Raw genomic sequence first — 14,406 nt, 5'->3', positions numbered from 1 at the left:
GCATTCTCGACCATCTGCCGCACACCGCGGCGCAGCAAAGTGTGCTGGCTCTTGCAGTTTTGCGGGTGTTTTAGACGTTTTGAAGCGGTCTGTTGCGCGCGCTCGGGGGATGCCGTTCTGAGGCGTGCCAGCTGTGCTGACGGGTAAGCCCGGCTTGGGGGTCCATTTGGCTGCGCTGTGAACGTGTGGTTGAGACGTTCCCTGGGCGTGTTGCGCGTCGGGGGCCGGACCCTCACCCCAACCCCTCTCCCGGGGGGAGAGGGGCTTGGTTCCTGCAGGGTTCGGTTCCTGAGGAGGCCTGGTGCCTGGTGCTTGGTCGCTGGGAGGGCTATGCCTCTGGGAGCGGCTCGGTTTCTGGGTGAGCGCATGGCGTAGCCGCGTGCGCTCCAGCTTGCCCACAAAAAAGCCCGGTCAGTGACCGGGCCGGGCGACGCTGGCGTGGCGGCGGGAGGGGCCGACGCGCCGGTGACGCAGTTGCTCAGATCCAGCGCATGCCTTCGAACGGGTTCCAGCTGGTGCTGCCCTTCACCTTGTCCAGGTAGTAGGCGTAGTTGGCGATCATGCCGGTCAACAACGACAGCGGCAGCCACAGCACGTTCTGAAACGCGGCCGGCAGGAACGAGGCCACGATGCTCACCACGATGCTGATGCCGATCAGGCTCAACGCCTTGCGCCACAGGCCGATGATGAAGAAATAGATGACGCCGAAGAAGAAGGCATAGAAGTTCATGCCGACCTTGACCTTTTCGCCAAAGCTCAGGGTCTTCAGTGCGTTCTTGTAACTGGGGTCTTTGGGGCCACCGTGGCGGTCGAAGAAATCGAAACGAAACTGCCACTTGGGACTGAGCTGGGTGCGATCGAAGGTATCCATTCCAAACCATGTAGTTGAAAACGGTTACATGATAGGCGATCGCGTATTCATCGGCACGGTCTTCGGTGCCGGTCGGAAGCGGAAGGTCAGCCGCCGATCAGCTTCGGCCGTGGCCGCTTGCAGGACCCAGCGCGTCACTCGCGCTGGTCGCTGACGCCGGTACCGCGGCGCGCCCGGCGGAGTGAATACAGCGAGCGGTCGGCGCGATCGACCACTGCCGCCAGCGCCTCGCCGTCGTTGCGCAGGGCGGTGCCCAGGGTGAACTGGATCGGGGCGTCGTCGGTGGCGGCCACGTAGTCGCGCGCCAATGCCGCCAGTTGCGACTGGGAGGGTTGATGCAGCAGCACCAGAAACTCGTCGCCGCCCAGCCGGACCAGACGGTCCTGGGTGCGCAGCGGCTGATTGAGGAACCAGGCCATCTGCACCAGCACCTCGTCGCCGCGCTGGTGGCCGTGGGTGTCGTTGACCAGTTTGAACTTGTCCAGATCCACCACGATGCAGCCCCAGCGCACGCTGGGGTCGCGCTTGTCCAGTTCGTCCAGGAAGCGACGGTTGTAGCAGTTGGTGAGCGGATCGGTGAACGACCATTCCAGCAACTGCTTCTCCTGCTGGTACTGGTTGGTGATGTCCTGGGCGTGCGCCAGCACGACGGTGGCGTCGGACTCCACGTCCAGCACGTTGCGGTATTGCCAATGGCGCAGGCTGCCATCGGTGGCCACCAGCTCGATCACCCCGGCATCCTGGCCGTCGAGCACCATCCGCGACAGGTAGCCCTGGAAGGCGGCGTGCCGCTCGGGGCGGATGAATTCCAGCAACGAGCGGCCTTCCATGTCGTCCACGTTGCGGCCCAGCGAGCGCGCCGCGGCCGGATTGATGCTGATCAGGCGGCCGTCCATGTCGTGGGTGCAGATCAGGCCCAGGCTGTACTGGAACATGTTGCGGAACTTGCGCTCGCTGGCGGCCAGCGCATCCACTGCGCGATGGCGGTCGGTCACGTCCTGCACTGCGCCGACCAGCCGGGTGCGTCCGTCCACATGCTCCACCGAGCCGGTGCTGTGCACCCACAGGCGCCGGCCGGTGGCGCTGATCAGCGGCAGCTCCAGATCCCAGGGCGTGCCGTCGCGCACGCAGGTGTCGACCGCCTCGGTGATCACCGCGCGTGCCTCCAGCGGGTAGAAGCCGATCCCCTCGTTCAAGGTCGGTTTGTAGCCCGGAGGCAGATCGTGCAGGCGGCAGGTCTGATCCGACCAGGTCAGCGTGCCGCTGGCCACATCCACTTCCCAGCCACCCACCCCGGCGACCCGGCCGGTACGTTCCAGAAACGCCTCGCTCTCGCGCAGACGCTGTTGCAGTTGTTCGTTGGCGGCCTGACGTTCCAGCATCACGCGGCGCTGCTCCAGGCCTTCGGCGGCGACCCTGGCCAGCTGCTGCAAGGCCTGCAGCTGCGCCGGCTCCAGCGCGCGGGGGCGCTGGTCGATCACGCACACGGTGCCCATGCGCAAGCCGTCGGGCAGCACGATCGGCGCGCCGGCGTAGTAGCGGATGGCGGGCGATGCGGTGACCAGGGCGTTGTCGCAGAAGCGCGGGTCGGCCGGCGCATCGCGCACTTCCATCACCGCATCGCCCTGGATGGTGTAGGCGCAGAACGCCAGTTCGCGTGGGGTTTCGGAGACGCCGGGCAGGCCGATGTTGGCCTTCCACCATTGCCGGCGCTCGTCCACCAGCGACACCAGCGCGATCGGGGTGCCGGCGATCGCCTGCGCGGCGGCGGCCAGCGCATCGAAGAACGGTTCGGCGTCGGTGTCGACCACCTGCAGCAACGCCAGACGCGCAAGGCGCTCGGCCTCGCTGGCGCTGGATGACACGGCGGTGTCGCACTGATTCAACGGAAAGCTCGCTCGTGCCCCGGGCAATGCGTTCAGTCTAGCGGAGTGGGCATACCTGGCAGGGACTGGCGATGCGAGGTTCCGTGCGCTATCGCACACAGACGCGCGTGCGCGCCGACGCTGCGGCCGTTGCGCCACCTCAGTCGGTGACGCTGGCGTCCGTATTCGCGTCGGCGCCGGCGCGGTCGTCGCGCATCTGCAAGGCCAGATACAGGCGCATGCAATCGTCGGTATTGCTCAGGTCCACCGCGCACAGTTGCTGGATGCGCTGCATGCGGTAATCCAGGGTGTTGCGATGGATGCCCAGCACCTTGGCGGTGGGCGCCATGCGCATGCCGGCGCCGAACCAGGCCGACAAGGTCTTCAACAACTGGCTGCGACGCTCCTGTGCCAGCAGGGCCTGCAGCGGCTTGCGCAGTTCATCGGCCTGCCAGGCCTGGCGCAGGTCGTCCACCAGCACCGGCAGGCGATAGTCGTCGTAGAAAAACGCATCGGCCTGCGGCGCGCGCGCCTTGCCGATGCGCATGGTGGTGCGCGCGACCTGGTGCGACAGCGCCAGCCCGTTGGGCTGTGGAAAATACTGGCCCAGGGCGAGACGGATCCGCAGCGGGCTGCTGGCGCGCATGCGCTCGAGCAAGGTATGGGCGCGACGACGTTGTTCGCCCACGTCCCAGTGCCCGCGCCGGTCCAGCGCCGGCTTGAGCACCACCAGTTCGTTGAGCGCGGTGGCGGCGATCAGGTTGCCGCGTTCGGGTGTGGACAGCAGCGTGTGCAGGCGCTGCAGCTCCACCAGCATGGCGTCCAGATCCAGGGTGTCGCTTTCCACTTCGATCACGGCGGCCACGCGCGGCAGGTCCAGCGCGATGCCGAGCCGCTCGGCCCAGCCGGCCAGTGCCGGGGTCGGGCCGTCGGTGCGGATCAGGCCAAGCGTGACTTCTTCGCGCAGGCGCGCGTCGCGGGCCAGCAGGCGCAGCAGGCCGGCCTGTTCCAGCATGGCTTCGGCGGCCATGCGCACCAGTTCGGCCTGTTGCCCGATCCGCTGCGGGTGGCCGGTGAGCCCGACGCAGCCGACGATGCGGCCATCCACGATCAGCGGCAGATTCACGCCCGGTCGCACTGCATCCAGTTGCTGCGCCAGCGCCGCATCGATCTCCACCCGGCCCTGCCTTGACAGCACCAGCAGCGCGCCTTCGTGCAGCTGGCCGAGGCGCGCCGGCTCGCCGCTGGCGATGATGACGCCGGTGTGGTCCATCACATTGACGTTGCCGTCGATGATGGTCATCGCGCGGTCGACGATGGACTGCGCCAGGGTGCGGTCGAGCGTGAGCATGGGCGTGGTGGTCTGTGGACGCGAACGAGGGAGATCACGGTGCCATGGTCGGCGCGTGCATGTTCGACACGGGTGTGACTGTGCAGGGTGCGGCGGCGGCGGGTGCTTCTACCGCGGTTGCTGACAGCCTGCCGCACGGGGTTCGATTCGGATGCGTCAGGCGAAGATGCGGCGCGCAGCGACGCCTGCTGCCGGCGCGCTGCGCACCCGTCGTGAGTGAGCAGCCGACTTCACGGAATCGCTGGCAGTCACGCCGGCAACGCGCCGCGTCGCGCCGTCACCCTGCGGGCGCCAGGCATGTCGCGCGCGCCGATGGGCTGCAATGGAACAGGTGGCACGCGCAGGGCGGGCGTGAGGCATCCGTGCGCTGCCGTCAGCGGCCTTCTTCGACTGCAGGCACCTGCGCCAATGCGCTGCCCACCTGCAACGCCGCCGCCACATTGCGCGCGGCAATGCGTACGTTGCTGGCAGCTTCGGCCAACGCCTGCTCGACCGTGCAGGCGCGATGCACCACTGCGAACATGGCATCGATCCCGTGGCCATGCAACAGCGCGGCGCCGTTGCCCAGGCAACCGGCAATGGCGATCACCGGCTTGCCGTGCCGCTGCGCCACCCGCGCCACGCCCACCGGGGTCTTGCCGTGCAGGCTCTGGCTGTCGAGACGGCCTTCGCCGGTGATGACCAGATCGGCCTGGGCGACCAGCGCATCCAGCCCGAGCGCCTGCGCCACGATCTCCACGCCGGGCCGCAACTGCGCGCCCAGGTACGCCACCAGCGCCGCGCCCAGGCCGCCGGCCGCACCGCCGCCCGGCAGGTCGTGCAGCTGCACGCCCAGGTCGCGCTGCAGGAGGTTGGCGTAATGCTGCAGATTGGTATCGAGCTGGCGCACCATGCTGGGGGTGGCGCCTTTCTGCGGGCCGAAGACTGCCGAAGCGCCGGTCGGGCCGATCAGCGGGTTGTCCACATCGCAGGCCACTTCGAACTGGCAGTCTTGCAGGCGCACGTCCAGGCCTTCGGTCTCGATGCGCGCCAAGGCGGCCAGCGCGCCGCCGCCCGGGCCGATCGACTCGCCCTGCGCATCCAGCAGCCGCACGCCCAGAGCCTGCGCCAGGCCGGCGCCGCCGTCGTTGGTGGCGCTGCCGCCGATGCCGATGATGAAGCGCCGCGCGCCGGCATCCAGCGCGGCCAGGATCAACTCACCCACTCCGGCCGTGCTGGTGCGCAGCGGCGCGCGCTCGGCCGGCGGCAGCAGCGCCAGGCCGCTGGCGGCGGCCATTTCGATCACGGCGGTGCGGCCGTCGCCGGTCAGGCCGAAGAACGCCTGCACGGGGGTGCCGAGCGGGCCGCTGACCGTGCAGGCGATCACTCGCCCGCCGGTGGCGGCCACCAGGGCGTCGACCGTGCCTTCGCCACCATCGGCGACCGGCACCTTGGTGTAGTGCCAGTTAGGGAACACCTCGCGGAAGCCGGCCTCGATCTGGGTGGCCACCTCCAGCGCGGACAGGCTTTCCTTGTAGGAATCGGGGGCGATGACGATCTTCATGGGGACACTCGCTTGAATGGACGCATCACTGGTTCACCGCGCGCGCCGGCACCCGCAGCACCAGCGCGGCGCCCAGCAGCATGGCGCCGGCCAGGACGTACAGCGCCAGCTCGGTGCTGTGGGTGGTGTCCTTGATCCAGCCCACCAGATACGGGCTGACGAAGCCGGCGACCTGGCCGGTGGAGTTGATCAGCGCCAGCCCGCCGGCCGCAGCGGCGGCGGTGAGAAAACCGTTGGTCAACGGCCAGAACAGCGGCAGCCCGCTGACCGCGCCCATCGTGGCCAGGGTCATGCCGAACAGGGCCAGCGCCAGGTTGTCGGTGACGCTGGCGGCGATGCACAGCCCCGCCGCGCCCATCAGCAACGGGATCACCAGATGCCAGCGACGCTCGCCGCGGCGGTCGGCCGAGCGGCCCATCAACACCATGAACACCGCCGCGGCCAGGTACGGGATGGCGCTCATCAGACCGATCCGGGTCGGGTCGGTGACGCCGCTGCCCTGGATGATCGAGGGCAGCCAGAAGTTGATCGCATACACCCCGCTCTGGATGCAGAAGTACACCGTGCCCAGCATCCACACCGCCGGGTTGCGCAGCACTGCGCCCAGCGAGGTGGAGGCGCCGGCCGGCTTGCGTGCTTCGTCGTCTGCCAGCGCGCGGGTCAGTGCCTGTTTCTGCTGCGCATCCAGCCAGGTCGCCTGCTGCACGCCATCGCTGAGCAGGAACCACACCCCGATGCCCAGCAGCACCGTGGGCAGGCCTTGCAGCAGAAACATCCATTGCCAGCCGGCCAGACCGCCCTGCCCGGCCGAAAAGTGGCTGAGGATCCAGCCCGACAACGGCCCGCCCAGCACGCCGGAGATCGGGATGGCCGACATGAAGACGGTCATGACCCGGCCATGCTGGGCGCGCGGAAACCAGCGCGTCAGATACAGCACGATGCCGGGGAAAAAGCCGGCTTCGGCCGCGCCGGTGAGCAGGCGCAGGGTGTAGAAGCCGGCCGGCGTGCGCACGAACATCAGGCAGGTGGAGAGCAGGCCCCAGCTGACCATCATGATCGCCACCCAGCGGCGCGCGCCGATGCGCTGCAGGATCAGATTGCTCGGCACCCCGCAGGCAAGATAGCCGATGAAGAAGATGCCCGCGCCCAGCCCGTACACGGTCTCGCTCATGCCCAGATCGCCCAGCATCTGCAATTTGGCGAAGCCGACGTTGACCCGGTCCAGGTAATTGAACAGGTAGCAGACGAACAGGAAAGGGATCAGCCGCCACAGGATCTTGCGGTAGGTCGGGCGCATGCCGTCGGGGGGCGGCAGGGGCCGGGTGGCTTGGGTCATCGCACGCTCCAGCAGTCGGTGGGCCCACCGGTGCGCAGTGCGCTGGCATCGGCACCACACAGGGGTCGGCGCATTCTAGTTGGAGCTTTTTCCCGGAAGCATCGTCAGGATGCTGCCTGTCTATGGGCAGGTGGGCGCTGATTTTTGTGCAAATGCCCAAATCCGCATCAAGCCTCTCGGCATGTGCCGGGCTCGGAGCGCCACGGCGACCATGCTGCTGGCGCAAGGCTGGCTGACTCAAGCCCGCTGCCCCGATGCTATGACGGCCACCCCGCCACGTGACCACCCGGCTGACAGCTAACGCTGGCGCTTCCAGGTCACCCGATCAGACAGTTCGGCGAGAAGCCCGCAGCGGCAACGCGCCTCCACCACATCCCTGCACCCCCACGACCAAGCCGGCGACCCACCGCCAGGCCGACGCAGCACCCGGTCCCCTCCCCCGCACGATGGACCGTCTTGCCTCTGCGACTCCCGACTCCCAAATCACGGCACAAGCGCCAGCCGCTCTACCGATTCCCCACTCCCGATTCCCGATTCCCCGCCGCATACGCCTGCGCCTGGCCCATCACCCGCAACAGGTTGCCGCCCCAGATGCCGGCGATCTGCTGTTCGGTGTAGCCCTTGCGCAGCAGCCAGGCGGTGATGCGCGGGAGCTTGGAGACATCTTCCAGCCCGACCACGCCACCGCCGCCGTCCCAGTCCATGCCGATGCCCACGTGCTCAGGCCCGACCACCTTGAGCACGTGCTCCAGATGGGCGAAGAAATCCTCCTCGGTGGCGCGCTTGATCGGGTAACGCGTATCCAGCTCCTTGAGTGCGGCGCTCAGGGCGGTGCCGTCGGCGATCTTGACGTGTTCCCAACCGCCGTACTGGTCGGTCAACGCCTTTTCGGCGGCCTTGCGCTCGGGGCTGGCGCCGCTGTCGACCAGATAGCCGCCGTAGGAGTTCACCTGGATCACACCGCCGTGCTGGGCCAACACCTTCAAGCGCGCGTCGTCGATATTGCGCGGATGGTTGAAGACCGCACGCGCTCCGCTGTGCGAGAGCACGATCGGCACCGGCGATAGCGCAATCAACTGATCGAACATCGCATCGGAGGCATGCGATTGATCGATCACGATGCCCAGCGCCTGCGCCTGCTGCACCAGTTGCTTGCCGGCCGGGCTCAAGCCCTTCCACTCCGGCCCCTTGGGGTCGGTGGCCGAGTCGGCGAACTCGTTGTTGAGAAAGTGCACGGTGCTCATCAGGCGCAGGCCTTGCGCGTAATAGAAGCTCAGCAGCGTGGGGTCGGCAACCAGCGGGCTGGCGTTTTCCATGCTGATGTACACCACGCGCTTGCCAGCGACCTTGATGCGCGCGGCATCGGCAGGCGTGGTGGCGAAGGCAAACTGCTGCGGTTGCGCGGCCAGCAGGGTGTGAATCTTCAACAGCCGCTGCAGGCCGGCATCGCGGTCGCGCAAATGCGCCGCCGCACTGCGATCGCCCTGCCCGGTATAGACCGCCCAGAAGCCGCCATCGAGCGCGCCTGCGACCATGCGTGGGTAGTCCACCTGCGACAGCCGGTTGCCGGCATGCGCCTGCAAGACGTCGAAGTCGGGGCGCTCCAGATTGGCCGGCGTATCCAGATGCGAATCCAGCGTGACCAGACGCTGTTGCAAGGCGGTGGCGCGCGCCAGCTCGGCCTTGGAAAACTCCAGCGCGTGGCTGGGTGCGGCCACGGCCAGACTCAGGAAGATGGCGGTGCACAGGCGGTGCAGGGTCATGACAGCTCGCAGAAGGTGGGGGGAATCGATCATAGCCGCGCAGGGATCGGCCGATATCTGCGCAGAACGCGGGCGCGGGGCGCCGCGATGCGCAGTGGCAGACATCAGCGCCTGCGACCACGCACCAACGCGTCACTTGCGCTCGAAGAACTCGTGATAGGCCTTGGATTTGCCTTCCGGCGACTTGCCCACGCCATTGCGGATCAGCGTCTTGCCATCTGCAGAGAACGTCCAGAACTCGCCGACGATCACGTCGTCGTCCTTCAGCTTGAGGATCTGGTAGGTGTCGGCGCCGGTCTTGCTCACCGCGATCTGGTTGAAGCGCGCCTGCTCGTTGAGCGGGCTGGGTTTGCCATCCAGCGTGGTGACGTAATCGACCTTGTACGGCGTGTCCGGGCGGGTGGTGTTGATGGAGTGGTATTCGATCCGGTTGTCGGAGAACTGCACGTTGATGGTCAACCGCATGCCCTTGGGAAACTTGCCGTCGCTCCAGTTGGATTTGGATTCCACCAGGGTCCAGGCGCCGTCGTGCGGATCGGCCGCCGATGCGGCGAACGTGGCAGTCAACGCCGAGACGGCGAACAAGGCGGCGGTCAGAAAGATGCGCATGGGCGGTGTCCTGGGATGTTGGGCGGTGCGGTGGGGTAGCTGCTTGGAGGGGGGCGATCGTCGGAAGGTGGGCATCAGAAGTCGGTGCGCGATTCCAGATGCTGTTCGACCTGCTCGCGCGTGGTCCACAAGGTGCGGAACTCGCCCTTGGACAGCAATTCGAGTTGGTCGCTGATGTGCGGTGAACCGGGCTGGCTGGCATTGCCGTAACTCATCAAGCCCTTGGCCTTGATGGGCGTGGAAAACTCCACCAGCGACACCCAGGTTTCGCCGTGCTGCGGCAGGCGCTGGCCGGCGGCGTTGGGCGGGTTCCAGGTGATCACGTCGAAGGCGCCGAGATTGCCGAAACCACCGCGCCCGGGCACATCGACAGCGCCCAGATGGAAGCGCGACACTTCGCCGTACGGCCGGTCGATGGCGCCATAGGTCTGTCTGGTGCTGGCAACGGCCTGCTTGAGCTGGCGCAGCGCCAGCGCCGGGTCCTTCAGGCCGCTGGGCGTGGTCAGCGGAGCGTCCAGCGACCACGGCGTGGCGTAGCCGGCCTGCGAGAGATAGCGCGCATCGCCGGTGAACAGCCGCGCCCATTCCTCGAACAGCAACGCGCCGCTGCTGTCGGCTTCGAAGTGGCGGTCCCAGGCCTTGAGCACCTTGATCGCGGCGAGAATGTCCGGGTCGGTGCTATTTGCGGCAGCGGCATACAGCTGCGGCAACGTGCGATCGGCCGCCAACGCATGAGCCGTGCGCTTGAGCGCGACCAGCTGATCGAAGTCGATACTGTCGTGCTCGGCCAGCATCTTTACCGAATTCTGCGCACGCAACGACATCGGCCCGACCGGTGCGACATACGCGGGGAAGGCGCTCGGTTCCAGCACACGCGGCCAGCTCGCCAGCCACGGCGGGTCGTTGGTGTTCTGCACGAAACCGCCGGCCGGGTTGATCACCTTGGGCAGCTCGTCGTAGCCGTGTACCTCGCTCCACAACGTGGACGCGGTATCGCCCGGCACCAGCCCGCTCCAGTACTTCAGATCGCCCTGCGCATGCTTGGGCAGGATGCCGTTGTCGAGAAACAGCACGTTGCCGGCCTTGTCGGCATAGACGATGTTGAACATCGGCACCTGCAGCTGTTTCAGCGCGCGCTGGAACTGCGCGAAGTCCTGCGCCTTGCCCATGTCCCAGTACTGCTTGAGCATGTCGGGGCGATCCAGGCCGGCCACACGCAGCGCCACGGTGCTGCCGTCGTAACGCTCGAACACCGGGCCCTGCATCGCATGCCGCACTTGCAGCGTTTCTTCCTTCAGCGAGCCATCGGCCTGACGAACCTTCAGCGTTTTGGTTTCACGCTTGAACGGCAGCACCTTGCCGTCCAGCAGATAGCCATCGCCCGACAAGCTGAGTTTGTAGGTGGTCTGGCCCAGCAGCGTGTTCACCGTATTGGTGAAACCCAGCTGCTTGTTGAAACCGAAACGCAGGATCGGCAGGCCGACCTGAGTGGCGCCGTACAGATCCACACCCGGCCCGTTGAGATGCGCTTCGTAGTAGGTGAAAAAGCCGCTGCCCCACGGCAGATGCGGGTTGGCCAGCAGCATGGCGTGGCCGTCGCGGGTTTTCTTTGGCATCAGCGCCCAGGCATTGGACCCATCGCGGGCCTGGCCGTCCTTGGGCGGCTCGCCCAGCACTTTTGCAGGCGAGGCGATGTAGACGTAATTCATCAGCCGGTGCGCATGCGCCACCACGTCCACGCCGGTGATCGGCAGCACCACTTTGACCTCGGCATCCAGCGCCTCCGGGTGTGCGGCGGCGTAGTCGTTGATGCCCTGTGCGAATGCATCCAGATCGGCGCGAAAGCCCGGATCCTGCTGCCGGTACCACTGCTGCGCGCGTGCGTAGACATCGTTGCTGGCCAGCCAGCGATCCTGTTCGATGTATTTGTCGCCCCAGTATTCGGCGGCGCGGCCGCGCGCTTCGCCGTAGAGATGCAGCAGCAAATTGCCGTGGCTGTGGGTCTGTGCCCAACCGAAGCCGTAGAAGGTGCCGGCTTCGGTCCTGGCATAGACATGCGGCACGCCGTAGCGGTCCCACAGGATCTCGCCGGTGTCTTTACCACTGCTTGCCAGCGCCGCGATCGGGGCGCTCGCCAACGCGATCAGCAGCAGTCCTGCGTAAGTGAAAGCGCTGCGCGCAGGCGCCCGCATCAAGGAAAGTCGCGGCACTGGATCACTCCTCAAAAGGTGTAGGTCAACTTGGTGTAATAGGACCCGCCGGTGAAGCCGTACGGCACGCTGGTCACATAGAAACCGCTGCCGGTGCTGGCGACCGCGCCGATGTTGTTCGGGTATTGGTTGAACAGGTTGTTGGCGCCCAGCGTCCAGGTGATGCGCCCGGACAGTGCGTAGGACGCTTCCAGATCGGTGATCCATTTGGCCGGCACGTGTTCGTCGTTGGCCGGGTTGTTCTCCAGCACATCGAAACTGCCGAAGCGGTTGACGCGCACGTTGAGCGCGAAGTCGCCGATCACCCAGTTGCCGCCCAGCAACACCTTGCTGCGCGGAGTGCGCGACAGATAGCCGCGCGAGGCACGGTCGAACAGTTCGTAGCCGGCGCCCAGCAAGTCCAGTGCGGCCGGGTTGTCGGCGATGCGGGTGATGTCGGTTTTGTTGTAGTTGTAGCCCAGGTTCCAGTTGACCCGGCCCCAGTCGCCGGCCTCCATGCGCCAGGTCGCCACCACGTCCACGCCGTCGGTGCGGGTGTCGATGGCGTTGGTGAAGTACTGCGCGCTGTCGACGCCGGACACGCCGGCGCGGGTGAGCAGGTCGGTGATCGCCGCACCGGTGATGTAGCCGGTCATGCCGATGCGGTCGTCCAGATCGATGCGGTAGGCATCCACGGTGAGGCTGAGCGCGCGCGTGGGGTTGTAGGTGAAGCCGATGCTGGCGTTGGTGGATTCTTCCGGCTTCAGCGGTTCGGCCCCCAGTGCCAGCGCTGCCGGGGAATCCACCGGCAGCGTCTTGGCCAGGAACAACTCGCGATCGCCGTTGTCCAGCGTGCGCCAGCTGCTGTTGGTGGCCGCATACAGGGCCTGCGCCAGGGCAGGCGCGCGGAAGCCGGTGCTGGCCGCGCCACGCAACGCGAAGCTGGGGGTGATGGCCCAGCGCGCGGTGAACTTGCCCACCGCGGTGTCGCCTGCCGAATCGTCGAAGCGCTCGTAGCGTCCGGCCAGGCCCAGCGACACGCTGTCGGCCACGTCCCAGGTCAGGTCGACATAGGCCGCGCCGCTGTTGCGATCCAGGCTGCCGGCTTCGTCGGGCTGGAAGGTGATCGCGCCCTGCGCGCCGGGCGGCGGCGCCTGCCCGGCACGCGGATGGCCGGCCGGAAACACGTAGCTGCCGGCCGCATACGCCGCCGGTTCGCCGGCCTGGATCTCGTATTTTTCGTAGCGATGCTGCACGCCCAGCGACACCTGCAACGGACGCTCGGCCAGCTGCAGGCCGCGGGTGATGTCCAGGCTGGTGGTCCAGTCGGTGGAGGTCAGCTGGCCTAGATAGAACTCGGTGGGGCTGGTTGGCCCCAGGCTGGCATTGAGCGTGTGCAGCCCGTCGCGTTCGGAGGCGTTGCTGCCGTAGCTGGTGGCCAGGTCCCAATCCCACTGGCCCCACAGGCCCTTGATGCCGGCAGTGAACTCGTAGTCGGTCTCGTCGATGCGCAGGCGCGGGCTGTACCCGTCCGGATAGATCTCCTGCAGGGTGTTGTTGGCGTTGGGATTGCGAAACGACCATTCCAGGTCGCTCAGGCGGCGGCTGTAAGTGGCATAGGAATACCCGCGCAGGTCGCCGCCCAGGCCGAGTTCGGCGTTGTAGGACAGGTTGGCGCCCTTCTGCCAGGGCTGGCCGAAGTTGCGCGTGATCAACCGGTCGGCGCTGGCCTCGCGCGGGTCCGGCTGGCCGTTGACCGGGTAGTACAGCCGGTAGTCGTCGGCCACCGGCACCGCGCGGTTGGAGGTCTGTTGATAGCGGGCGTCGGCGGCCAGATAGACGAAGCCGTCGATGCCCAGTGCCAGGCCCTTGCCGATGCTGGCGCTGCTGCTGTCGCCATCGGCGCGGTCGATGTTCTGCCCCCACAGGATGTCGGCCTTGCCGCCGTCGGCATCGGATTTGAGCAGGATGTTGATGACGCCGGCGATTGCGTCCGAGCCGTACTGCGCGGCGGCGCCGTCGCGCAGCACCTCGATGTGATCCACCGCCGAGACCGGGATCAGGCTCATGTCCACCGGCACCGAACCGCGCCCGACGATGCCGGCGATGTTGATGCTGGCGGTGCGATGGCGGCGCTTGCCGTTGACCAGCACCAGGGTGTGATCCGGATTGAGCCCGCGCAAGCCGCCGGTGGCGATCACATACGAGGTGCCGTTGCCGGATTTGGCCGGCGCATTGAACGAGGGCACCAGATCGTTGAGCGCCGCCAGCAGGCCCGGGCGCCCGGTCTTTTCCAGTTCCGCCGCGCCGATCACATCGATCGGGGTGGGACTTTCGGTGACGGTGCGCTGCACGCCGCGTGCGCCGGTGACCACCACCGCATCCAGGTTGCCGACTGCGGCATCTGCGGGCGGCGCCGCGGCGGGTGCGTCCACTTGTGCATAGCCCACGCCGGGTTGGCCGTGCAAGGCGGCCGTCATCGGCTGCGCCGAGGCCAGGGTGATGCGTTCGCCATCGTCTTCGACCACGCTCAAGCCGGTGCCGGCCAGTAATTGCCGCAGTGCCACGCGCGATTCCAGCGTGCCCTGCACGGCCGGGGTGCGCACCTGCTGCAGATACTCGCCCGGCGCCACGATCTGCACGCCGGCCTGCCGCGCGAATTCGGGTAATGCCGCCACCGCATTGCCCTCCGGTAGCGAGAACGTGCGCCCCTGCGGTGACGCTGCCAACGCATGTCCCGCTGCCATCATTGCGGTTGCCGCCGCGATTGCCTTGCTCAAACGCCTTGTTGCTGTCTGCATCACTGGTCTCCGCTGACGCGTGTGCGCCGCTGTCTGGTCGTCGTCACCGTTGTTGTCTTGCTCGCATGCGGTTGGATG

The 14,406-nt window shown here is 67.1% G+C and carries 9 protein-coding genes; all 9 read right to left on the bottom strand.

Annotated elements, in window-relative coordinates; genetic code table 11:
• Window positions 1–478: 478 nt before the first annotated feature.
• Window positions 479–871, bottom strand: coding sequence for a DUF2628 domain-containing protein (locus NYR97_RS08655; protein WP_104535383.1), 393 nt, complete (start codon window positions 869–871; stop codon window positions 479–481).
• A gap of 134 nt (window positions 872–1,005) precedes the next feature.
• Window positions 1,006–2,757, bottom strand: coding sequence for a sensor domain-containing diguanylate cyclase (locus tag NYR97_RS08650; RefSeq protein WP_316697546.1), 1,752 nt, complete (start codon window positions 2,755–2,757; stop codon window positions 1,006–1,008).
• Window positions 2,758–2,896: 139 nt separating this feature from the next.
• Entirely contained in the window at window positions 2,897–4,087 is a 1,191-nt protein-coding gene (locus NYR97_RS08645; RefSeq protein WP_316697545.1) for a sugar diacid recognition domain-containing protein, read from the bottom strand.
• Window positions 4,088–4,460: 373 nt separating this feature from the next.
• Complete coding sequence (locus tag NYR97_RS08640) at window positions 4,461–5,630, bottom strand: glycerate kinase (RefSeq protein WP_316697543.1); 1,170 nt, start codon at window positions 5,628–5,630, stop codon at window positions 4,461–4,463.
• A gap of 25 nt (window positions 5,631–5,655) precedes the next feature.
• Window positions 5,656–6,966, bottom strand: a complete 1,311-nt coding sequence (locus NYR97_RS08635; protein ID WP_316697541.1) for an MFS transporter — start codon at window positions 6,964–6,966, stop codon at window positions 5,656–5,658.
• A 506-nt stretch (window positions 6,967–7,472) separates the two neighbouring features.
• Window positions 7,473–8,729, bottom strand: a complete 1,257-nt coding sequence (locus NYR97_RS08630) for a dipeptidase (protein WP_316697539.1) — start codon at window positions 8,727–8,729, stop codon at window positions 7,473–7,475.
• A 132-nt stretch (window positions 8,730–8,861) separates the two neighbouring features.
• Window positions 8,862–9,338 carry a hypothetical protein gene (locus NYR97_RS08625; protein WP_316697538.1) on the bottom strand — a complete coding sequence of 159 codons (477 nt, stop codon included), beginning with the start codon at window positions 9,336–9,338 and terminating at the stop codon, window positions 8,862–8,864.
• 74 nt (window positions 9,339–9,412) lie between these two features.
• Window positions 9,413–11,548, bottom strand: a complete 2,136-nt coding sequence (locus NYR97_RS08620) for a penicillin acylase family protein (protein WP_316697537.1) — start codon at window positions 11,546–11,548, stop codon at window positions 9,413–9,415.
• Window positions 11,549–11,559: 11 nt separating this feature from the next.
• Window positions 11,560–14,307 (bottom strand): TonB-dependent receptor domain-containing protein, encoded by a 2,748-nt coding sequence (locus NYR97_RS08615; RefSeq protein ID WP_316697536.1) that lies wholly within the window; start codon window positions 14,305–14,307, stop codon window positions 11,560–11,562.
• Window positions 14,308–14,406 lie beyond the last annotated feature (99 nt).

Source organism: Xanthomonas hydrangeae, from assembly GCF_032697525.1.
Lineage (GTDB): Bacteria > Pseudomonadota > Gammaproteobacteria > Xanthomonadales > Xanthomonadaceae > Xanthomonas > Xanthomonas hydrangeae.
The sequence above is the reverse complement of the archived record's forward strand: the minus strand, read 5'-3'. Positions and strand labels throughout refer to the sequence as shown.

Excerpts from the sequence above, each read along its gene's own strand:
- NYR97_RS08635 (WP_316697541.1), bottom strand. The coding sequence starts at position 6,966 with ATGACCCAAGCCACCCGGCCCCTGCCGCCCCCCGACGGCATGCGCCCG.
- NYR97_RS08625 (WP_316697538.1), bottom strand. The coding sequence starts at position 9,338 with ATGCGCATCTTTCTGACCGCCGCCTTGTTCGCCGTCTCGGCGTTGACT.
- NYR97_RS08630 (WP_316697539.1), bottom strand. The coding sequence starts at position 8,729 with ATGACCCTGCACCGCCTGTGCACCGCCATCTTCCTGAGTCTGGCCGTG.
- NYR97_RS08640 (WP_316697543.1), bottom strand. The coding sequence starts at position 5,630 with ATGAAGATCGTCATCGCCCCCGATTCCTACAAGGAAAGCCTGTCCGCG.
- NYR97_RS08645 (WP_316697545.1), bottom strand. The coding sequence starts at position 4,087 with ATGCTCACGCTCGACCGCACCCTGGCGCAGTCCATCGTCGACCGCGCG.
- NYR97_RS08655 (WP_104535383.1), bottom strand. The coding sequence starts at position 871 with ATGGATACCTTCGATCGCACCCAGCTCAGTCCCAAGTGGCAGTTTCGT.